This is a genomic window from Streptomyces sp. NPDC058534 (assembly GCF_042717365.1).
Taxonomy (GTDB): Bacteria; Actinomycetota; Actinomycetes; order Streptomycetales; family Streptomycetaceae; genus Streptomyces.
This window is the reverse complement of record NZ_JBHXNW010000097.1, coordinates 1-19,365: the sequence shown is the minus strand read 5'-3', so window position 1 is coordinate 19,365 and position 19,365 is coordinate 1. Positions and strand designations below refer to the sequence as shown.

The following is a 19,365-nucleotide window of genomic DNA, read 5'->3' as shown; positions in this document are numbered from 1 at the left end:
TCCTCGGCGAGGACGGACACGTCCGGCGGCACGGCGGGGCACGGCGATGCATGGGGCATGCAGCAAACCCTCCGGCGGAGGGCATGCGCAGGTCAATGTGATCTCTGACTGCGGACACCGATGAGTTCGGGGCCCGCGCCGGGTCTACCGCACGTGGACGCCGTGACACCCGCCGTACTCGTGCTGCCGGGGTCTGTCTCCCGAGGGGAGACACCCCGGCTCTGCGACGAGGCGCGCGCGCTGCTGGAAGCCACCCGGGCCGGGGTGATCGTCTGCGATGTCGGCGGGCTGGGATCGCCGGGACTCGCCGTCGTCGACCTGCTGGCCCGCCTGGAACTCACCGCCCGGCGGGCCGGGGGCCGGATCCGGCTGCGCGACCCCGACCCCGCGCTGCACGCGCTACTCGACCTGGTCGGCCTCCGCTTCGAGACGGAGGGGCAGGTCGAAGAGCGGGAACCACCGCTTGGTGTCGAGGAAGCAGTGGAACCCGGTGATGCGGCCGTCTGAGATCTCCAGCACCTGGACCGCCCACGGTGCGAAGCCGCCCGCCTCCGGGTCGGGCTTGTAGTGCGCGAAGGCCGGCAGCCCGTTGGCCTCCACCCGCAGCAGCCGCGAGCCCGCGCAGGCGGCGCCGAGGGTCGTCATGAAGCCGGTGATGTCGCCGGGGCCGGCCAGCCAGAGGTCGAACGGCGGCATCGTCATGACCGCGTCCTCGTGCAGGAGGGCTGTCAGCGCCGTCATGTCGTAGCCCTCGAAGGCGGCGACGTAGCGCTCCAGGAGCTTCTGCTGCTCCTCGTCCAGCGGGTCGGACACCGCCGCGCCGTCGCCGCGGTCCTCCCGGTCGGCGAGGGTGGCGCGGGCGCGTTGCAGGGCGCTGTTGACCGACGGGACCGAGGTGCCGAGCAGCTCGGCGACCTCGCTCGCCTTCCACGCCAGCACCTCGCGCAGGATCAGCACGGCGCGCTGCTTGGGCGGCAGCTGCTGGAGGGCGGCCATGAAGGCGAGCCGCACGGACTCCTTGGCCACCGCGGCCTCCGCCGGGTCGGCGGTCGAGGGCAGCACGCGCGCGTCGGGCATCGGCTCCAGCCAGGTGTGGTCCGGGCGGGGGGACAGGGCGGCCTGGGCGAGCGGCGTGGAATCCGTCAGGTCCATCGGGCGGGCCCGCTTGTTGCCCGCGGTCAGCATGTCCAGGCAGACGTTGGTCGCGATCCGGTAGAGCCAGGAGCGGAGGCTGGAGCGTCCCTCGAACTTCTCGTAGCTGCGCCAGGCGCGGACCAGGGTGTCCTGCACCGCGTCCTCGGCCTCGAAGGAGGAGCCGAGCATCCGGTAGCAGTACCCGGTCAGCTCGGTCCGGTGCTTGTCCAGCGCGGAGTCCAGCTCCGTCGTCATGGTGCCGTTGGTCATCGTCCACCCACCCCTGTGGCCGTCCCGTCGTGCGCGTCTTCGCGCCCCGCACTTCGGAAGCTACCGCAGGGGACTGACAATGGCCTGTGCAGCGAATAAAACCGCAGGTCGAAGCGGCCCCTTCAGCCCGGCCCCGACCCGTTCCGGGCGCCGCACCGCCCCACCCGGTGAGGTCTCGGCCGCGGGCCACCGCGAGGCCTCGGACCTGTGGCGTCGCAACCTCTCTGCGCGCCGCGCGGCGAGTGACCGGGCGACGCGCCGCGCGGCGAGTGACCGGGCCACCGGCCCTTCCGGCCTGCGCCGACCCCTCCCGCTCTGTGTCGCCGCGGATGCCTCGGCCCTGAGCCGCCAGGCTCGCCTGCGCTACGCCGTGAGCGCCTCGGCCGCCGGGGTGCACAGCTCGGGGACGCGTGGACGCCTTGGGCCTGTCCCGCCGGAGCCCCGGCCCTGCGCCGCGCCGTGAGCGCCCCGGCGGCCGGGCTGCACAGCTCGGGGACGCCGGGGAGGCGACTTGGCCTGTGCTGCCAAAGCACTCGCCTGCGCCGCGCCGTGAGCGCCCCGGCCGCCGGGCCGCACAGCTCGGGGACGTGCCTTGGGCGGTGCCGTCAGGCCTCCGCCTGCGCTACGCGGTGAGCGCCCCGTGCAGCTTCGGGGCGCCGGGGACGCGGCTCAGGCGTGTGTGGTCAGGGCCGGCCCCGCCTGCGGCGCGCCGGTGGGCCACCCGGCCGCCGGGATCGTCCCGCTCCGGCCCCCCAAGACCCTCAGGCGCCCGCCGTGACCGCCCCCGCACTACGCCGTGCCGCCACCGAGCCCGTCACCGTGATCGTCACGACGCCCAGTACCGCCAGCAGGCCGACGCCGACCGTGCCGGTCCAGCCGCCGGAGTGGAAGGCCACCGCGCCCACCGTGCTGCCCGCGCTGGAGCCGACGTAGTAGGCGGACTGGTACAGGGCCGAGGCCTGGGCGCGGCCGTGCTGGGCGGTCTTGCCGACCGCCGAGGAGGCCACCGCGTGACCGGCGAAGAAGCCCGCCGTGATCAGCACCAGGCCCAGCAGGACCAGGGGCAGGGAGGAGGCGAGGGACAGGAGCAGGCCCGCGGCCGTCGTGCCGCCGCCCAGGTACAGCGCCCCGCGCCGGCCGAGGCGGCCCACCAGACGGCCCGCCGTCGAGGCCGAGACCGTACCGACCAGGTAGACCAGGAAGATCGAGCCGATGAGACCTTGCGGGAGTGAGAACGGCGCCTCCGCCAGGCGGTAGCCGATCACCGTGTAGACGCCGCCGAAGACCGTCATGAACAGCGCGCCGATCGCGTACAGGCGCCGCAGCAGCGGGTTGGCGAGGTGGTCGCGGACCGTGCGGACCAGGACGCGCGGGCGCAGCGAGCCGGCCGTGAAGTGCCGGGGGGCAGGGAGCAGCAGCCGGAAGGCCACCGCGCACGCCACCGCCACGACGCCGATCACGCCGACGGCGACCCGCCAGCCCCACTCCTGGGCCACCCAGCCGGTGATGACCCGGCCGCTCATCCCGCCGACGCTGTTGCCCGCGACGAACAGTCCGATCGCGGTGACCAGCGCCCGCGGCGTGACCTCCTCCGCGAGGTACGCCGTCGCCGAGGCCGGCAGCCCCGCCAGCGCCGCGCCCTGCACCGCGCGCAGCGCGACCAGCGCCGGCAGCGAGGGGGCGAAGGGCACCAGCAGCCCGACGGTCACCGCGACCGCCAGCGACGCCGTCATGACCGTACGCCGCCCGAAACGCTCCGAGAGCGCGCTCATCGGCAGGACGAACACCGCCAGACCGCCGGTCGCGGCGGCCACCGTCCAGCTCGCGTCGCTCGCCGTGACGCCCAGGTCGCCCGAGATCAGCGGCAGCAGCGCCTGCGTGGAGTACAGCAGCGCGAAGGTCGCGACGCCCGCGAGGAAGAGCGCGAAGCTCATCCGGCGGTAGCCGGGCCCGCCCGGGGCCATGCGCGAGTCGGACGTGTCGGGGACGGAGACTGCGGATGCGGCGCCCACGGTGGTGGACGCCCCGGTATCGGCGGGAGTCATACCGTGACCGTACGAAGCCCGTAACTCATCCGTCCAATGCATGGAATGGGCATAATCGTTCCCATGGTGCATCAGCCAAGCTCACGGCCCCGCCTGTCACGGTCCGGTGACACAGAAGACATCGTCGCGCTGCTCGCGCCCCGCCTCGCGCACTTCGCCGGCGTGGCCCGCACCGAGCACGTGACCCGGGCCGCGCAGGAGATGAACGTCCCCCAGTCGACCCTCTCCCGCGCCCTCGTCCGCCTCGAAGCCGATCTGGGCGTCGACCTCTTCGTCCGGCACGGCCGCACCCTCGCGCTGACCGTCGCCGGACGCACCTTCCTCGGCTCCGTCGAACGCGCCCTCGCCGAGGTCGAGCGCGCCGCCGAGGAGGTCCGCGCGGACGCCGACCCGGCCACCGGCAAGGTCGCCTTCGGCTTCCTGCACACCATGGGCGCCGAGACCGTACCCGGCCTGCTGCACTCCTTCCGCGCCGACCACCCGCGCGTGCGCTTCAGCCTCGTCCAGAACTACGGCGAGGCCATGCTGGAGCGCCTGCGCGCCGGCGAACTCGACCTCTGCCTGACGTCCCCGGTGCCGGACGCCCCCGACCTGGTCGCCCGCCGCCTCGACGAGCAGAAGCTGCGCCTGGTCGTCCCGGCCGAACACCCCCTGGCGGCACGCCGGCGCATCCGCCTCGCCGAGGCGGCCGACGAGAACTTCGTGACCCTGGAGCCCGGCTACGGCCTGCGCCGCATCACCGACGCCCTGTGCGCGGAGGCCGGGTTCCGCCCCAAGGTCGCCTTCGAGGGGGAGGAGGCGGAGACGCTGCGCGGCCTGGTCGCGGCGGGTCTCGGCGTCGCCCTGCTGCCCCCACCCGCCGTGCCCCGCCCCGGCGTCGTCGAGCTGACGGTCACCGCCCCGCGCGCGGCCCGGGAGATCGGCGTCGCCTGGCTGGCGGGCCGCACGGACACGCCGCCCGTGGCCGCCTTCAAGAGGTTCCTGCTGTCCAGGAGGGGGAGCCTGCTGCCGTCCTGACCCCGGCACCCGGCAACCGGCCGTCGCCCTACCTCCGTAACGACTTCCCGAACCCCACCGCCAGCGGCATCCGCAGCCCCAGCGGCGGCGGCGCGGCCAGCGCGTCCTCCACCGGACGCGAGAAGGACTGCCCGAAGAGGGTGCCCATCACGAAGTCCTCGGCCAGCGCGGCGACTTCCTCCCGGTACTGCCGCAACCCGTGCCCGTCGGAGTGCACTTCGAACCGGCACACCGCGCGGTTGGCCTTCTTCGCCCGCGAGGCCAGCCGGAACGACAGTTCGGGGTCGCTGCGTTCGTCGTTCGTGCCGTGCACGATCAGCACCTGCCGGCCGACCAGCTGCTTCACCGGTTCGGGCGGTGCGGCCACGTCCTCCTCCGGCAGCCAAGGGGCGATCGACAGCACCGAGTTGACGGCCTCGTGCCCGGCCGCGCGCAGGGCGGCCCGGCCGCCCATGCCGATGCCGGCCAGGCAGACGGGCACGTCGCCATAGCGCCGTACGGCCTCGTCGGCGGCCCAGTCGGCGTCCCGGGCGAGGTGGGCCTCGGTGCCGTTCCAGCCGCGGTAGCGGTAGTGCACGACATGGGCGGCCAGCCCCTCGTCCCGCCCCGCGCGCGCCACCCGGCGCCCCAACGCCCGTACGGACGCGGCCGCCAGCAGCGGAGAGGGCCTGCGGCCGGACACCTCGTCGCCGCCGGGGAGCAGCAGTACCACTCCGCTCACCGCCGTGCCCTCCGGGCCGAGCGTTCGCCCCAGCCGGGCCTGTCGGACCGGCGTCGCTTGCTGTGCCATGGCAGAACATTCTCAGAAGACCGGGTGTACGCCACCTGTCCGCGCAATCACCGTTACATATCGGCGGAGCTGTACACCGGGGTGCCGTGTTCCGCTCGTATTCACGTCCCTGTGCGTTCGCCCCGCGTTCTACGCGCGTAGGAGTTAGAGTGCGGAAATGACGAGCCAGAGCACCGCGAAGAGCGCCGCGGCGAACACCGCGAAGGCCGGACAGGCACCGACGCCGGACCGGATCCGCCGGGCGCCGAAGGTTCTGCTGCACGACCATCTCGACGGCGGGCTGCGTCCCGGCACGGTCGTCGACCTCGCCCGGGAGACCGGGTACACGGGCCTGCCCGAGACCGACGCCGACCTGCTCGGCGCCTGGTTCCGGCAGGCCGCCGACTCCGGGTCGCTGGAGCGCTACCTGGAGACCTTCTCGCACACCGTCGGCGTCATGCAGACCCGCGACGCCCTGGTCCGGGTCGCCGCCGAGTGCGCCGAGGACCTCGCCGAGGACGGCGTCGTCTACGCCGAGGTGCGGTACGCCCCCGAGCAGCACCTGGAGGGCGGGCTCAGCCTCGAAGAGGTGGTCGAGGCCGTCAACGAGGGCTTCCGGGAGGGCGAGCGGCGCGCACGGGACAACGGTCACCGCATCCGCGTCGGCGCCCTGCTCACCGCGATGCGGCACGCCGCCCGCGCCCTGGAGATCGCCGAACTCGCCAACCGCTACCGCGACCTGGGCGTCGTCGGATTCGACATCGCGGGCGCCGAGGCCGGCTACCCGCCCACCCGGCACCTGGACGCCTTCGAGTACCTCAAGCGCGAGAACAACCACTTCACCATCCACGCCGGCGAAGCCTTCGGGCTGCCCTCCATCTGGCAGGCCCTCCAGTGGTGCGGCGCCGACCGGCTCGGGCACGGCGTGCGCATCATCGACGACATCCAGGTCCACGAGGACGGCACGGTCAAGCTCGGACGGCTCGCCTCCTACGTCCGCGACAAGCGGATCCCGCTGGAGCTGTGCCCCAGCTCCAATCTCCAGACCGGCGCCGCGGACTCCTACGCCGAGCACCCCATCGGGCTGCTGCGCCGGCTGCACTTCCGCGCCACCGTCAACACCGACAACCGGCTGATGTCCCACACCGGTATGAGCCGGGAATTCGAGCACCTGGTCGATGCATTCGGTTACACGCTCGATGACATGCAGTGGTTCTCCGTCAACGCGATGAAATCGGCGTTCATTCCATTCGATGAACGACTGGCCATGATCAATGACGTCATCAAGCCCGGATATGCGGAGCTGAAGTCCGAATGGCTGTTCCAGCAGACCGCTTCGACCAGCGACTATTCGGAGGGTGAGAGCTGAACGGGGCCGCACGGTAATAGGGGAACGCGGACCGGCTTTCACAATCCGTCCGCATTTCGATGTTTGCCGCGCGGGGTGGGGCATGTTTACGGTCGAGGACCGCTCACATCCCCGTCACCCCATTACGAGGACGCATTTTCATGAAGCAGTCTGCTGCCAAGACCCTCGGTGTCGCCGCTCTCGGTGCCGCCTTCGCCGCCGCCGGCGCCGGCGCGGCCACCGCGGCCCCCGGGCTCCCCGACACCGCGCAGACGGTGGACTCCGTCGCCCGCACGCTCCCCGCGGAGACCATCTCCCAGGTGGCACCCGGCGCGGGCAACGTGCTGGAGCAGGGCCGCCGCATCTCCGGCACCGACCTGACCGCCGGGCAGCCGGTCGTCGAGCAGATGCTCGCCGAGCAGCTCGCCGACGGCCCGACCGAGCCGGTCGCCAAGCTGCTCGGCGGTGTGCCGGTCCAGGGGCTGCCGGTCCAGGGGCTGCCCGCCCAGGGCCTGCCGGTCAACAGTCTCCCGCTCGGCGGCTGAGCCCCGACCCCGCACGCCCCGTCGGCGTACCAGAGGGGAACTACGTCGGGATCCGCGTCACCAGGCGGTGCGCGCCGCCTTCTCCTCGGAGGGGAGCAGCAGCCACAGGGCCAGGTACAGCAGGAACTGCGGGCCGGGCAGCAGGCAGGAGACCACGAAGATCACCCGCATCGTGGTGGTGGAGGTGCCGAAGCGCCGGGCCAGCGCGGCGCACACTCCGCCGATCATGCGGCCGTGGGTGGGGCGGGCGAGGCGGGACATCGCGGCTCCTTCGTGAGCGTGTGGGTGGGGCTGCCGTTCGACTTCCCCTTCATCTGCCCTCCACGCTACGGAGACGAACGGAACAAAGCATCGCTCTACGGGGCGATCCCGACCCTGGGAATCGTCGGGGTCCGACCCTGAGCGGGGTCCTCCCGGGGAACGTCCTCCCGCCCCTCCCGCCGGTACCTGCGGCGGAGCCGGGCACGGCCCGCCGGGACGACGGCCAGGTGCACGAGAGCCACGCCCGCCGTGTTGAGCAGCAGCGAGTCGACGTCGACGACCTGCCCGGGCACCCCGGTCTGCAGCAGCTCGATGCCCAGCGACAGCAGGATGGCCGCGGCCGTGGTGCGCAGGAGCGAGGCCAGCGGCGAACCGGTCAGCCGCCCCCCGGCCATCGGCAGCAGCACGCCGAGCGGCGCCAGCAGGGCGAGCGCCCCGCCGAGCGAGCGGGCCGCCCCGGGCCAGCCCAGCGCCACGTCGGCGCGGATCCCGGCGAACGGCCGCAGGTTGGGCGGCAGTACCCAGGGGACGTCCAGTGGGCGCAGCGTGTACCAGGCGACGAACGCGAGATGTGCGACCAGGAGAACACTTCCTGTCACACGGATGCGGAGCGCGGCGCTGCCGCCGAGGAACCCATGACGCTGCACGTCCCCCTAGACGCGGCCGCCGCCGCGCGCGGTTCCGGCCTCTCCCACGCGAGGATGAGGCTTGCGCCACATGGCCCCCACATGGCCCCCACACGGGGCGGTCAGCCGTCCTTGACCTCGGTGGCCGGCGGCTCGTTGCTGCCCGGCCGGGCCCGCACCTCGTCCGTGCAGGCGTACCGGCGGGCCGGCCGGTCGCCGGGCCCGGCCAGGACGACCGAACCGTCCCCCTCGGCCGCCGCCGAGTCGGAGAACGTGCACACGACCTGGGCGAGGGCGTACGAGGTCAGGTCGTCGGGCGCGGTGCTCAGCCGCAGCGTGTCGTCGGGGTCGCCGGAGCGCGGGCCGGTCACGGCGATCCCGCGGTGTACGTCCGTCGTGTACCCGGCCTCCTTCTCGGCGGCCGACGGCGACGCCGCGAGCTGGTCGAGCAGCCCCTGCGCCACCAGCACCCGCCGCCCCGAGTCCGACGCGCCGTCCGGCACCCGCACCGTGCGGTCCACCGCCACCAGCGACGAGCCGCACAGCAGGAACACCTGGGCCGGCACGCCGGGCGCGTCCTGCGCCGACACGTCCGGCTCGGCGAGCGAGCAGCGCACCCGCGAGGGCGCCGGCCCGTAGTCCGTGGGCACCTCCGTGGCGCGGATGCCGCACCCGGCGAGCAGTGCGGCCAGCACCGCGAGCCCGGGCAGTGCCGGCAGGCGGCGTACGGTCATCAGACCTGTCCCTTCGCGTCCTTGCCCCTGCTCCCGTCGTCCGGGACGCCCCCGGTGCCGCCGTCGTCGCCGTCGTCGGCGTCCTCGTCCGTGGGCGGCGACGGGTCCTGCGGCAGCCGCAGCACGAACACCGCACCTCCCTCGGGCGAGTTCTCGGCGGTGATCCCACCGCCGTGGATGTGCGCGTTCTCCAGGGCGATCGACAGGCCGAGGCCGCTGCCCTCGGAGCGCGGCCGGGAGGCGCTCGCCTTGTAGAAGCGGTCGAAGACGTGCGGCAGGACGTCCTCGGGGATGCCGGGCCCGTGGTCCCGCACCCGGATGACGACCTCGTCGTCCGCCCGCGCCACCGACACCCTGACCGGCGAACCGCCGTGCTTGAGCGCGTTGCCGATCAGGTTGGCCAGGATCACGTCCAGGCGGCGCGGGTCGAGACGGGCGTGGATGCCGCGCTCGGCGTCCAGGTCGACGGCGTCCAGCCAGGCGCGGGCGTCGATGCAGGCGGTGATCTGGTCGGCGACGTCGACGTCGTCCAGGACCAGCCGCGCGGTGCCCGCGTCGAAGCGGGTGACCTCCATCAGGTTCTCCACCAGGTCGTTCAGCCGTCGGGTCTCGCTCACCACCAGCCGGACGGCGGGCTCGATCATCGGGTCGAAACCGCCGCCCTCGAACTCCAGCTCCTCCTCCAGCACCTCCGTCACCGCGGTGATCGCCGTCAGCGGTGTGCGCAGCTCGTGACTCATGTCCGCCACGAAGCGCCGCGACGCCTGCTCCCGGCCGGCCATGTCCGCGACCCGCTTCTCCAGCGCCTCGGCGGCGCTGTTGAACGTCCGTGACAGATCGGCCAGTTCGTCGGTGCCGGACACCCGCAGCCGGGTGTCCAGCCTGCCCTCGCCCAGGCGCCGCGCCGCGACCCCCAGCCGGTGCACGGGCTTGAGCACGGTCGTCGCCAGGGCCTGCGCGAGCAGCGCGGAGCCGAGCAGGGCGAGCGCGGTGGCGATCCCCAGCGACCAGGCGAGCGAGTTCAGGTCCTTGGCCTCCGGTTCCAGCGACTTGAGCATGTAGCCGGTCGGCCCACCGCCGATCACCTTCGTGCCGGCCACCAGGTACGGGGTGTCGTCCTCGGTGATCCGCTGCCAGTACAGGTGGTACGGGTGCTTGTTGGCCGAGGTGAGCTTCTGCTCCTTGTTCACCGCGGTGCGCAGCGACTCGGGCACGTCGGACAGCGCGAAGCCGTCCAGGCCGCCGGAACTGCCGTACACGGTGTCCCCGCCGGCGTCCTCGGCGACCAGCAGTACGCCGAACCGCTGGCTGCTGTTGGCCATCTGCCCCGCGGTGTGCTGCAACTCGTCCTGTGTGGGGTGCTCGGACAGCGCGCCCGCCCGGTTCTGCATCTCCTGCTCGAAGTCGCGCAGCACGGCGTCCTGGGTGCGGGTGAGCACCGCCTCCCGGTTCAGCCAGTAGGCGATGCCGGACGCGGACACGGCGGCGGTCAGCGCGACCAGGCCGAAGACGAGGACCAGCCGCAGCCGCAGGCTGGTGAAACGCAGCCAGGACCAGACTCCCTTGCGAGCCGCGGTCCAGCCGCGTGACCCCCCCGGGTGTTCCTGTGTCACTGAGGCGGATCCAGCCGGTAGCCGACACCCCGCACGGTACGGATCAGGGTCGGGGACGACGGTACGTCCTCGACCTTCGCGCGCAGCCGCTGCACGCAGGCGTCCACCAGCCGGGAGTCACCGAGGTAGTCGTGCTCCCACACCAGCCGCAGCAACTGCTGACGGGACAGCGCCTGCCCCGGCCGCCGGCTCAGCTCGAGGAGCAGCCGCAGCTCGGTCGGCGTCAGCTGGAGGTCCTCGCCGTTCTTCGTCACGGTCATCGCCGAACGGTCGATGACCAGGCTGCCGAAGCTCGCCGAGTCGCTGGACTCCCGTTCCCCGCGCCGCAGCACGGCCCGGATGCGGGCGTCAAGGACCCGGCCCTGGACCGGTTTGACGACGTAGTCGTCGGCGCCCGACTCGAGACCGACGACCACGTCGATGTCGTCGTTGCGCGCGGTCAGCAGGATGATCGGCAACTGGTCGGTGCGCCGGATGCGACGGCACACCTCGAAGCCGTCGATGCCGGGCAGCATCACGTCCAGCACGATCAGGTCCGGCCGCTGCTCGCGCAGCAGCTTCAGACCGTCCTCACCGCTGGCAGCCGTGGCCACCCGGTGACCCTGGCGGCTCAGGGAGAGCTCCAGGGCCGTACGGATGGCGTCGTCGTCCTCGATCAGCAACAGGGAAGGCACGGGCTCATTCTGGCCCATGGAGGGGCCGCTGTTCGACCCGTGGGTGCGGAAGCGGGCCCAGCGCGCCGCCGGACCCTGTGAAGGAACGGTGATCCAGCCGTGACGGACCCCTGTGACAGGTCTGTGACAGTCGACGGACACGGCCATGAAGTCGCCGCGGCAGGATTTTCCTCACGAGCAACACAGCAGGTCGCAGTACGGCAAGCCGAAGTACAGCAGGCCGAACACCGGAAGTCCACGACGGGGGGCGCGAGATGAACACGCTGAAGGGCACCAGCACCAGCGCAGTGGTCACGCGTCTGCACGACGTGCACGGACACCGGGGTTCCGACAAGTCCGGTGCTGATGGGGGTCCCTCCCGCGCGAGCGTATTCGAGCGTGGGGGAGGGCGGGGGTGCGCTCGCGGCACCGGGCGTCAGCACACCGGGTACATGACGGTGGTCGACGCCCGCCAGGGGGAGACGCACGGGGGAACCGCGTACGGGGAGGCAGAGGGGGAGCGTCGCTCCCTGTCGGAGGAGGAGTTCACCGCCTACGTCCAGGAGCGCCGCGCCTCCCTGTACGCCACCGCCTACCACCTGACCGGCGACCGCTTCGAGGCCGAGGACCTGCTGCAGAGCGCGCTGTTCTCGACCTACCGGGCGTGGGACCGGATCAGTGACAAGGCGGCGGTCGGCGGATACCTCCGCCGCACCATGACCAACCTGCACATCAGCGCCTGGCGGCGCCGCAAGCTCAACGAGTACCCGACCGAGGAACTGCCGGAGACGCCCGGCGACATGGACGCGATGCGCGGCACCGAGCTGCGCACGGTCCTGTGGCAGGCGCTCGCCCGGCTGCCCGAACTCCAGCGCACCATGCTGGTCCTGCGCTACTACGAGGGCCGCACGGACCCGGAGATCGCGGACATCCTCGACATCAGTGTCGGCACGGTGAAGTCCAGCATCTGGCGCTCGCTGCGCCGGCTGCGCGAGGACGAGGTCCTCAGCTTCGGCCGTGACCGGGAGGACGCCTTCGGCGAACTCGTCGCCTGAAGGCAGGGGGGCCGGGGGGCCCGCGAAAAAAAGTACGAGCCGGGGTGTATCAGGGGGAGGATGCCGGGCTCTTACTCACGGGGAAGCACCACGGGGGAACAACCGGGGGACCGACCCGGGGGGACACGGGGGAACGGGACCACGGGGGTCACGGGGGATACGGGGGACCCACGGGGGAGCGGAAAGAGAGCGGGACTGGAGGGCCGGGGGGTCCGTCCAGTCCCGCTCTTCCGTTTGTGCGGGCGTGCGGGCGTGCGGGCGGGTGCGGGGCGCGGGCGCCTTACGCAGCCGTACGCGCCGTCGCGCACCGTCCGGCCGCGGCGGCCGCCAGCCGCCCCATCGCCTCGTCCCGGTCGCACGCGTGCGCGCCCAGCGCCGTCTGCCGGCCGATGACCGACCGCTCCTGCCGCATCAGCCGCCAGCCCCTGCGCAGCAGGAACGGCACGGACTTGCGGCCCTCGCGCAGATCCCGCACGAAGCGGCGCCGGAAGGTCGTCAGCGGACCCCGGCTCAGGCACAAGGCGTCGGCCAGCACCCCCAGTTCCCGGCAGCGCGTCACCAGCTCGGCGGCGAAGATGCCCTCCGCGAGGAACAGCGGCGTCCGCCCGATGTCGACCGACTCCCCGCCGGTGCGGGCGCTCAGCGAGAGGTCGTAGACCGGCACCCGGGTGCGGCCCGTGCGGCACAGCTCCGCGATGGCGGCGACGGCCGCGTCCGCGTCCCACGACCCGGGATGGTCCCAGTCGATGTCGGAGCTCTGGGGCACCGTCGGCAGCGTCGGGTCGGTCCCCTCCTTGTAGAAGTCGTCGAGGCGCAGCACCGGGAGGCCGGAGCGGGCGGCGAGGAGGGACTTGCCGGAGCCGGAGGGGCCGCAGAGCAGCACGACTCGGGTCGGTATGGGCGGATGGGAGCTCACGGGACACCAGTCTGAGGCATCCTTGGGCCGCCGTACGACCCCGCGGGTCGACTTTGAAGCGCGCGTCACATCTCAACTACGTTGCGCGTCGGAACGATTACTCCGAGGCGGGCGTCCACCTCGCTGGGCAACATCGACCCGCAGGCCGGCGTCCAGGCCCTGACCGGCACCGTCGCACAGGCCCAGTCGCTGGGCGCCGTACCGGTGCTGGGGCAGGCGACGGAACTGCTGCGCTGACGCAACCACGCACGGAGCGCGCACGCGAAGAGCCGCGCCGTCCCCGGACGGAGGGAGGGCGCGGCTCGCTCTCGGTGCGCGCGGTGCCGCGGTCGGTCAGTACGACGAGCCGGACGCGCCCAGCGCGCCCGTCGGGTGCCAGACCGTCTTTGTCTCCAGGAACGCCGTCATGCGGTCGGTGCCCGGTGTCGCGGACCAGTTCGCGTTGTCCACAGGCTGTGGACGCAGGACGCGCTTGAGGTTGTCGGCCGCCGAGGTCTCCAGCTCCTTCGCCAGCGCCTCGCCGGCGCCCGCGAGGTCGATCGCGTTGACGTCCTGGTGGGCGGCGAGCGGGGCGGCCAGCTCCGCCGTACGGCCGGAGAGGATGTTGACCACGCCGCCGGGGAGGTCGGAGGTGGCCAGCACCTCGCCGAGGGAGAGGGCGGGGAGCGGGGACTTCTCGCTCGCGATCACGACCGCGGTGTTGCCCGTCGCGATGACCGGGGCGAGGACCGAGACCAGGCCCAGGAAGGACGACTCCTGCGGGGCCAGGACGGCGACGACACCCGTCGGCTCCGGGGAGGACAGGTTGAAGAACGGGCCCGCGACCGGGTTGCCGCCGCCCACCACCTGGGCGATCTTGTCGGTCCAGCCCGCGTACCAGACCCAGCGGTCGATCGCCGCGTCCACCTGCGCCGCCGCCTTCGACTTCGACAGGCCCTCGGCGCCGGCGACCTCCGCGACGTACTGGTCGCGGCGGCCCTCCAGCATCTCGGCGACGCGGTAGAGGATCTGGCCGCGGTTGTACGCCGTCGCGCCGGACCAGCCGCCGAACGCCTTGCGCGCGGCGACCACCGCGTCACGGGCGTCCTTGCGGGAGGAGAGCGGGGCGTTCGCCAGCCAGTTGTTCTTCGAGTCAGTCACCTCGTACACCCGGCCGCTCTCCGAACGCGGGAACTTCCCGCCGACGTACAGCTTGTAGGTCTTCAGCACGCTGAGACGCTGTTCGGACTTCTCAGACATCGAGGTACGCCTCCAAGCCGTGGCGGCCGCCCTCGCGGCCGAAGCCCGACTCCTTGTAGCCGCCGAACGGCGACGTCGGGTCGAACTTGTTGAACGTGTTGGACCAGATCACACCCGCCCGGAGCTTGTTCGCGACCGCCAGGATGCGCGAGCCCTTCTCCGTCCAGATGCCCGCGGACAGGCCGTACGGCGTGTTGTTGGCCTTGGCGACCGCCTCGTCCGGCGTGCGGAACGTGAGGACCGACAGGACCGGGCCGAAGATCTCGTCGCGGGCGACGGTGTGCGCCTGGGTGACGTTGGTGAAGAGCGTCGGCGCGAACCAGTAGCCGGAGGAGGGGAGTTCGCAGGCCGGGGACCAGCGTTCCGCGCCTTCCGCCTCGCCCTGGTCGGCGAGGGCCGTGATGCGGGCCAGCTGCTCGGCGGAGTTGATCGCGCCGATGTCGGTGTTCTTGTCCAGCGGGTCGCCCAGGCGCAGGGTGGCCAGGCGGCGCTTGAGGGAGTCGAGCAGCTCGTCGTGGATCGACTCCTGGACCAGCAGGCGGGAGCCCGCGCAGCAGACCTGGCCCTGGTTGAAGAAGATGCCGCTCACGATGCCCTCGACGGCCTGGTCGATCGGGGCGTCGTCGAAGACGATGTTGGCGCCCTTGCCGCCGAGTTCGAGGGTGAGCTTCTTGCGGGTGCCCGCGACCGTGCGCGCGATCTCCTTGCCGACGGCCGTGGAGCCCGTGAAGGCGACCTTGTTCACGTCGGGGTGGGCGATCAGCGCGGCGCCGGCGCGGCCGTCGCCGGTGACGATGTTGACGACGCCCCGGGGCAGGCCCGCCTGGCGGCAGATGTCCGCGAAGAACAGGGCGGAGAGGGGGGTCGTCTCGGCGGGCTTCAGGACCACCGTGTTGCCGGTCGCCAGCGCCGGGGCGATCTTCCACGCCAGCATCAGGAGGGGGAAGTTCCAGGGGATGACCTGGCCCGCGACGCCCAGCGGGCGCGGGTTCGCACCGCTGTGCTCGTTTGTCGTCCTCCGGCCGAACCCGGCGTGGTCGAGCTTGTCGGCCCAGCCCGCGTAGTAGAAGAAGTGCGCGGCCACCAGGGGGAGGTCCGCGTCGCGCGTCTCCCTGATCGGCTTGCCGTTGTCCAGGGTTTCCAGGACGGCCAGCTCGCGGCTGCGCTCCTGGATGATCCGGGCGATGCGGAAGAGGTACTTCGCGCGCTCGGCGCCGGGGAGCGCCGACCACTTCTCGAAGGCCTTGCGGGCGGCCCCGACCGCGCGGTCGACGTCCGCCTCGCCCGCCTCGGCGACCTCGGAGAGGACCTCCTCGGTGGACGGGGAGACGGTCTTGAAGACCTTGCCGTCGGCCGCCTCGGCGAACTCGCCGTCGATGAACAGGCCGTAGGACGGAGCGATGTCGACGACCGCGCGCGACTCCGGCGCCGGTGCGTACTCGAAAACAGGTGCCATGGTGATCAGTCCACCGTCACGTAGTCGGGGCCGGAGTAGCGGCCGGTGGCCAGCTTCTGGCGCTGCATCAGCAGGTCGTTCAGCAGCGAGGAGGCGCCGAAGCGGAACCAGTGGTTGTCCAGCCAGTCCTCGCCCGCGGTCTCGTTGACCAGGACCAGGAACTTGATCGCGTCCTTGGCGGTACGGATGCCGCCGGCCGGCTTCACGCCGATCTGGACGCCGGTCTGCGCGCGGAAGTCACGGACCGCCTCCAGCATGAGGAGGGTGTTGGAGGGCGTGGCGTTGACCGCGACCTTGCCGGTGGACGTCTTGATGAAGTCGGCGCCCGCCAGCATGCCGAGCCAGCTCGCGCGGCGGATGTTGTCGTACGTCGACAGCTCGCCGGTCTCGAAGATGACCTTGAGGCGGGCGGACGTCCCGCAGGCCTCTCGTACGGCGGTGATCTCGTCGTACACCTTCATGTAGTGCCCCGCGAGGAACGCCCCGCGGTCGATGACCATGTCGACCTCGTCCGCGCCCGCCGCCACGGCCTCGCGCACGTCGGCCAGCTTGACGGCCAGCGAGGCACGGCCCGCCGGGAACGCGGTGGCGACCGAGGCCACCTTGACGTCCGAGCCGGCGACGGCCGCCTTCGCGGCGGGCACCATGTCGGGGTAGACGCACACGGCCGCCGTGGCGGGGGCCGTGCGGTCGGTCGGGTCGGGGCGGACCGCCTTCGCGCCGAGCGCCCGGACCTTGCCGGGGGTGTCCGCGCCTTCCAGCGTCGTCAGGTCGACCATCGAGATGGCGAGGTCGATGGCGTACGCCTTCGCGGTGGTCTTGATGGAACGGGTGCCGAGCGAGGCGGCGCGCGCCTCCAGGCCGACCGTGTCGACGCCGGGCAGCCCGTGGAGGAAGCGGCGCAGCGTGCTGTCGGACGCGGTGACGTCGGCGAGTCCGTGTGCGGGTGCGGCGGATGCAGCGGATGCAGTGGTGGGCATGGTCACCAGGCGAGCATATCTACGCGCGTAGCGGCTGTACAGTCCCGCGCGCTCATTCTGCGCACCGGCACCGCCCATGAGCGCTGCCCGCGCCGTCGGGCACAATCGGCAGCATGACGACCCCGGAGCCCCAGTCCCCCTCGCCGCAGCCGCCGGTGCCCGTGTCCAAGGACCGTGTCTACCGCTCGCCCGCGGGCATCGCCGGTGGCGTCCTGCTGCTCGCGCTCGCCCTGTGGCTCGGTATCGACGCCCTGGTCGCGGGCGAGGGGCGCACTCCGTGGTCGGCGGCCGCGGCGCTGCTCTTCCTGGTGCCGCTGATCGCCGCCTACACGGTGCGGCCCGCCGTCTTCGCCGGCGACGACCGGATGCGGGTGCGCAATCCCTTCCGCGTGATCGTGCTGCCCTGGGGGCAGGTCGAGTCGTTCCGCTCCGCCTACTCCAACGAGGTCTTCAGCGAGGCCGGGGACAAGTACCAGCTGTGGGCCCTTCCGGTCTCGCTGCGCGGACGCAAGAAGGCGGCACGGCAGGAGTCCCGGCGGGTCGCAGGGGGTGGCCGGGGGCGGGGCGGTCTGCTCGGGGGTGGCCGGGGGGCCGGTTCCGGCGGCGTGGACCAGGGTCCCGTGCGGGCCGAGGCCGACAAGGTCATGGACGAGCTGCGGGAGCTGTGGGAGGCGCGGAAGGACGCCGAGACCTCGCGGGGTGAGGTGTCGGTGCGGTGGGCCTGGGAGGTCGTGGTGCCGGTGGTGGTGGGGGCGGTGGGGCTGGCGGTGTTGCTGGGGACCGGGTGACGGGTGACCGGGAGGTGAGGGGGAGGGCTGCCGGGGGGTGCACCTTCGGTGCGCACCCCCCGGGTGGGGTCAGATGCCTGCCGCTGCTGAGAGGTCGCGCTTGAGTGTTGTCAGCAGGTCCGTCGCCTTGGTGCGGGCCGCGGGGAGGTCGGCGTGTGTGCCGACCGGGACGACCACCTCCAGGTAGCACTTCAGCTTCGGTTCCGTGCCGCTCGGGCGGACGATGACGCGTGCGCCGTCCAGGGTGTAGCGCAGGCCGTCCGTGGGCGGGAGCGTGGCCGTGCCCTGCGTGAGGTCCTCGGCGGCGGTGACCGGCAGGCCCGCGAGATGGGTCGGGGGCTGCTCACGCAGGCGGTGCATCGCGGCCGAGATCAGGGACAGGTCCTCCACGCGGACCGAGAGCTGGTCGGTGGCGTGCAGGCCGTGCTCCACGGCCAGGTCGTCCAGGAGGTCGAGGAGGGTGCGGCCGTCCTCCTTGAGGGTGGAGGCCAGCTCCGCCATCAGGAGCGCGGCCGTGATGCCGTCCTTGTCGCGGACGCCCTCCGGGTCCACGCAGTAGCCGAGAGCCTCCTCGTAGCCGTAGCGGATGCCGTCGACGCGCGCGATCCACTTGAAGCCGGTGAGGGTCTCGACGTGCGGGCGGTTCGCCTTCTCGGCGATGCGGCCGAGGAGGGACGACGACACGATCGACTCCGCGAACGTGCCCTGCGCTCCGCGGGTGACCAGGTGGGCGGCGAGGAGGGCGCCGACCTCGTCGCCCCGGAGCATGCGCCAGTCGTCCGTGGCGTCCTGTACCGCCACCGCGAGGCGGTCGGCGTCCGGGTCGTTGGCGATGATCAGGTCGGGGGTCGTCTCGCGGGCCTTCGCGACGGCGAGATCCATCGCGCCGGGCTCTTCCGGGTTGGGGAAGGCGACGGTCGGGAAGTCCGGGTCGGGGTCGGCCTGCTCGGTGACGAGGGCGGGGGTGGGGAAGCCGGCCCGGGCGAAGGCGGCGAGGAGGGTGTCCTTGCCGACGCCGTGCATCGCGGTGTAGACCGTGCGGGCCGTGCGGGGGGAGTCGGGGGAGAGGACCGCGTCCGTGCGGGCGAGGTAGGCGTCGAGGACGTCGTCGCCGAGGGTCTGCCAGCCGGTGGTGGGGCGGGGGACGTTGTGCAGGGAGCGTACGGCGTCGATGGCCGCGGCGATGTCGGCGTCTGCCGGGGGCACGATCTGGGAGCCGTCGCCCAGGTACACCTTGTAGCCGTTGTCGCGAGGTGGGTTGTGGCTGGCGGTGACCTCCACGCCGGCGACTGCGCCGAGGTGGCGGATGGCGAAGGCGAGGACCGGGGTGGGGAGGGGGCGGGGGAGTACGGCCGCCCTGAGGCCGGCGCCGGTCATGACCGCGGCGGTGTCCGCTGCGAAGTCGTGTGACTTGTGGCGGGCGTCGTAGCCGATGACGACCAGGCCGGCTGTGTCGTCCCCGTGGGGGGGCCCTTGCTTCTTGAGGTAGGCGGCGAGGCCCGCTGCGGCGCGGATGACCACGGAGCGGTTCATGCGCATCGGGCCGGCGCCGAGCTCGCCGCGGAGGCCCGCGGTGCCGAACTGGAGGGTGCCGGAGAAGCGTGCGGTGAGCTCTGCGTGGTCCTCGGCGTCGATGAGCTTGGCGAGTTCGGCGCGGGTGTCCGCGTCGGGGTCCTCGGCCAGCCATGCCTGGGCCCGTGCGAGGAGGTCGTCTTGCACGTCGGTCAGCCTCTCGTGTGTCGGTTGTCTGCGGGTGCCTGCGGCGCCTGTGCTGGTTTGGTGGGGGTGCGCGTAGCGCGTTGGGTTGTGTTGTGGGTCGGGGCCGCGTCGGGGGGTGTCCGTCCTCGGAACGGCGCGGAATCGGTCGGCCACAGAAGTGCTGTGTGTTGACGCGCCAACCGCTGCGGGCGGACACC

20 protein-coding genes are annotated in these 19,365 nt (G+C 72.6%); 7 read left to right on the top strand and 13 right to left on the bottom strand.

The features are described 5' to 3' along the window. The first annotated feature begins 120 nt into the window (after positions 1 to 120). Entirely contained in the window at positions 121 to 507 is a 387-nt protein-coding gene (locus ACFWR9_RS37815) for an STAS domain-containing protein (RefSeq protein WP_383850766.1), read from the top strand. On the opposite strand, the gene ACFWR9_RS37810 is transcribed toward ACFWR9_RS37815, so the two are convergent. After that, entirely contained in the window at positions 400 to 1,404 is a 1,005-nt protein-coding gene (locus tag ACFWR9_RS37810) for a sigma-70 family RNA polymerase sigma factor (RefSeq protein ID WP_383850764.1), read from the bottom strand. The genes ACFWR9_RS37815 and ACFWR9_RS37810 overlap by 108 nt on opposite strands. A gap of 761 nt (positions 1,405 to 2,165) precedes the next feature. Beyond that, entirely contained in the window at positions 2,166 to 3,449 is a 1,284-nt protein-coding gene (locus ACFWR9_RS37805; RefSeq protein ID WP_383850761.1) for an MFS transporter, read from the bottom strand. Positions 3,450 to 3,512: 63 nt separating this feature from the next. Between ACFWR9_RS37805 and ACFWR9_RS37800 the strand changes: the two genes are divergently transcribed. Further along, positions 3,513 to 4,466, top strand: a complete 954-nt coding sequence (locus tag ACFWR9_RS37800; protein ID WP_383850759.1) for a LysR substrate-binding domain-containing protein — start codon at positions 3,513 to 3,515, stop codon at positions 4,464 to 4,466. Positions 4,467 to 4,494: 28 nt separating this feature from the next. On the opposite strand, the gene ACFWR9_RS37795 is transcribed toward ACFWR9_RS37800, so the two are convergent. After that, positions 4,495 to 5,256, bottom strand: a complete 762-nt coding sequence (locus tag ACFWR9_RS37795; RefSeq protein WP_383850756.1) for an alpha/beta hydrolase — start codon at positions 5,254 to 5,256, stop codon at positions 4,495 to 4,497. Positions 5,257 to 5,413: 157 nt separating this feature from the next. On the opposite strand from ACFWR9_RS37795, the gene ACFWR9_RS37790 reads away from it, so the two are divergent. Together ACFWR9_RS37790 and ACFWR9_RS37785 are read left to right on the top strand one after the other, a co-directional pair. Next, the gene (locus ACFWR9_RS37790; protein WP_383850753.1) at positions 5,414 to 6,604 is read left to right on the top strand and encodes an adenosine deaminase; all 1,191 of its coding nucleotides are present in this window, start codon (positions 5,414 to 5,416) and stop codon (positions 6,602 to 6,604) included. 140 nt (positions 6,605 to 6,744) lie between these two features. Continuing rightward, positions 6,745 to 7,128 (top strand): ATP-binding protein, encoded by a 384-nt coding sequence (locus ACFWR9_RS37785; RefSeq protein ID WP_383850751.1) that lies wholly within the window; start codon positions 6,745 to 6,747, stop codon positions 7,126 to 7,128. 57 nt (positions 7,129 to 7,185) lie between these two features. Here ACFWR9_RS37785 and ACFWR9_RS37780 read toward each other — a convergent pair whose 3' ends face one another. From ACFWR9_RS37780 to afsQ1, 5 genes are all read right to left on the bottom strand, one after another. Beyond that, the gene (locus ACFWR9_RS37780) at positions 7,186 to 7,389 is read right to left on the bottom strand and encodes a PspC domain-containing protein (RefSeq protein WP_064729508.1); all 204 of its coding nucleotides are present in this window, start codon (positions 7,387 to 7,389) and stop codon (positions 7,186 to 7,188) included. Between the two features lie 95 nt (positions 7,390 to 7,484). Further along, on the bottom strand, positions 7,485 to 8,036 hold the full coding sequence (locus ACFWR9_RS37775; RefSeq protein WP_383850748.1) for a VanZ family protein: 552 nt from the start codon (positions 8,034 to 8,036) through the stop codon (positions 7,485 to 7,487). 101 nt (positions 8,037 to 8,137) lie between these two features. Further along, a complete protein-coding gene (locus ACFWR9_RS37770) occupies positions 8,138 to 8,749 on the bottom strand; it encodes a hypothetical protein (RefSeq protein ID WP_383850745.1) in 612 nt (203 codons plus the stop codon). After that, a complete protein-coding gene (locus ACFWR9_RS37765; RefSeq protein ID WP_383850742.1) occupies positions 8,749 to 10,362 on the bottom strand; it encodes an ATP-binding protein in 1,614 nt (537 codons plus the stop codon). The genes ACFWR9_RS37770 and ACFWR9_RS37765 overlap by 1 nt, the downstream gene beginning before the upstream one ends. After that, on the bottom strand, positions 10,359 to 11,036 hold the full coding sequence (gene afsQ1 / locus ACFWR9_RS37760) for a two-component system response regulator AfsQ1 (RefSeq protein WP_234955147.1): 678 nt from the start codon (positions 11,034 to 11,036) through the stop codon (positions 10,359 to 10,361). Before afsQ1 ends, ACFWR9_RS37765 begins: the two co-directional genes overlap by 4 nt. Before the next feature lie 254 nt (positions 11,037 to 11,290). On the opposite strand from afsQ1, the gene ACFWR9_RS37755 reads away from it, so the two are divergent. After that, positions 11,291 to 12,070, top strand: a complete 780-nt coding sequence (locus ACFWR9_RS37755; protein WP_383850739.1) for a SigE family RNA polymerase sigma factor — start codon at positions 11,291 to 11,293, stop codon at positions 12,068 to 12,070. Positions 12,071 to 12,350: 280 nt separating this feature from the next. Here the strand turns inward: ACFWR9_RS37755 and ACFWR9_RS37750 are convergent, their stop codons facing one another. Next, a complete protein-coding gene (locus ACFWR9_RS37750; protein ID WP_383850790.1) occupies positions 12,351 to 12,953 on the bottom strand; it encodes a uridine kinase in 603 nt (200 codons plus the stop codon). A gap of 114 nt (positions 12,954 to 13,067) precedes the next feature. Here ACFWR9_RS37750 and ACFWR9_RS37745 point away from each other — a divergent pair, with 114 nt between their 5' ends. Next, a complete protein-coding gene (locus ACFWR9_RS37745; RefSeq protein WP_383850736.1) occupies positions 13,068 to 13,223 on the top strand; it encodes a hypothetical protein in 156 nt (51 codons plus the stop codon). Positions 13,224 to 13,319: 96 nt separating this feature from the next. On the opposite strand, the gene ACFWR9_RS37740 is transcribed toward ACFWR9_RS37745, so the two are convergent. From ACFWR9_RS37740 to deoC, 3 genes are read right to left on the bottom strand one after another with little or no spacing between them, the layout of a single operon-like run. Continuing rightward, complete coding sequence (locus tag ACFWR9_RS37740) at positions 13,320 to 14,225, bottom strand: aldehyde dehydrogenase family protein (protein ID WP_383850734.1); 906 nt, start codon at positions 14,223 to 14,225, stop codon at positions 13,320 to 13,322. Continuing rightward, positions 14,218 to 15,681 carry an aldehyde dehydrogenase family protein gene (locus tag ACFWR9_RS37735; RefSeq protein WP_383850732.1) on the bottom strand — a complete coding sequence of 488 codons (1,464 nt, stop codon included), beginning with the start codon at positions 15,679 to 15,681 and terminating at the stop codon, positions 14,218 to 14,220. Before ACFWR9_RS37735 ends, ACFWR9_RS37740 begins: the two co-directional genes overlap by 8 nt. A gap of 5 nt (positions 15,682 to 15,686) precedes the next feature. Further along, the gene (gene deoC, locus ACFWR9_RS37730) at positions 15,687 to 16,661 is read right to left on the bottom strand and encodes a deoxyribose-phosphate aldolase (RefSeq protein ID WP_383850787.1); all 975 of its coding nucleotides are present in this window, start codon (positions 16,659 to 16,661) and stop codon (positions 15,687 to 15,689) included. A gap of 113 nt (positions 16,662 to 16,774) precedes the next feature. Here deoC and ACFWR9_RS37725 point away from each other — a divergent pair, with 113 nt between their 5' ends. Further along, the gene (locus ACFWR9_RS37725) at positions 16,775 to 17,449 is read left to right on the top strand and encodes a PH domain-containing protein (RefSeq protein WP_383850729.1); all 675 of its coding nucleotides are present in this window, start codon (positions 16,775 to 16,777) and stop codon (positions 17,447 to 17,449) included. Positions 17,450 to 17,518: 69 nt separating this feature from the next. Here ACFWR9_RS37725 and ACFWR9_RS37720 read toward each other — a convergent pair whose 3' ends face one another. After that, on the bottom strand, positions 17,519 to 19,168 hold the full coding sequence (locus ACFWR9_RS37720; protein WP_383850726.1) for a phospho-sugar mutase: 1,650 nt from the start codon (positions 19,166 to 19,168) through the stop codon (positions 17,519 to 17,521). Between the last annotated feature and the right edge of the window lie 197 nt (positions 19,169 to 19,365).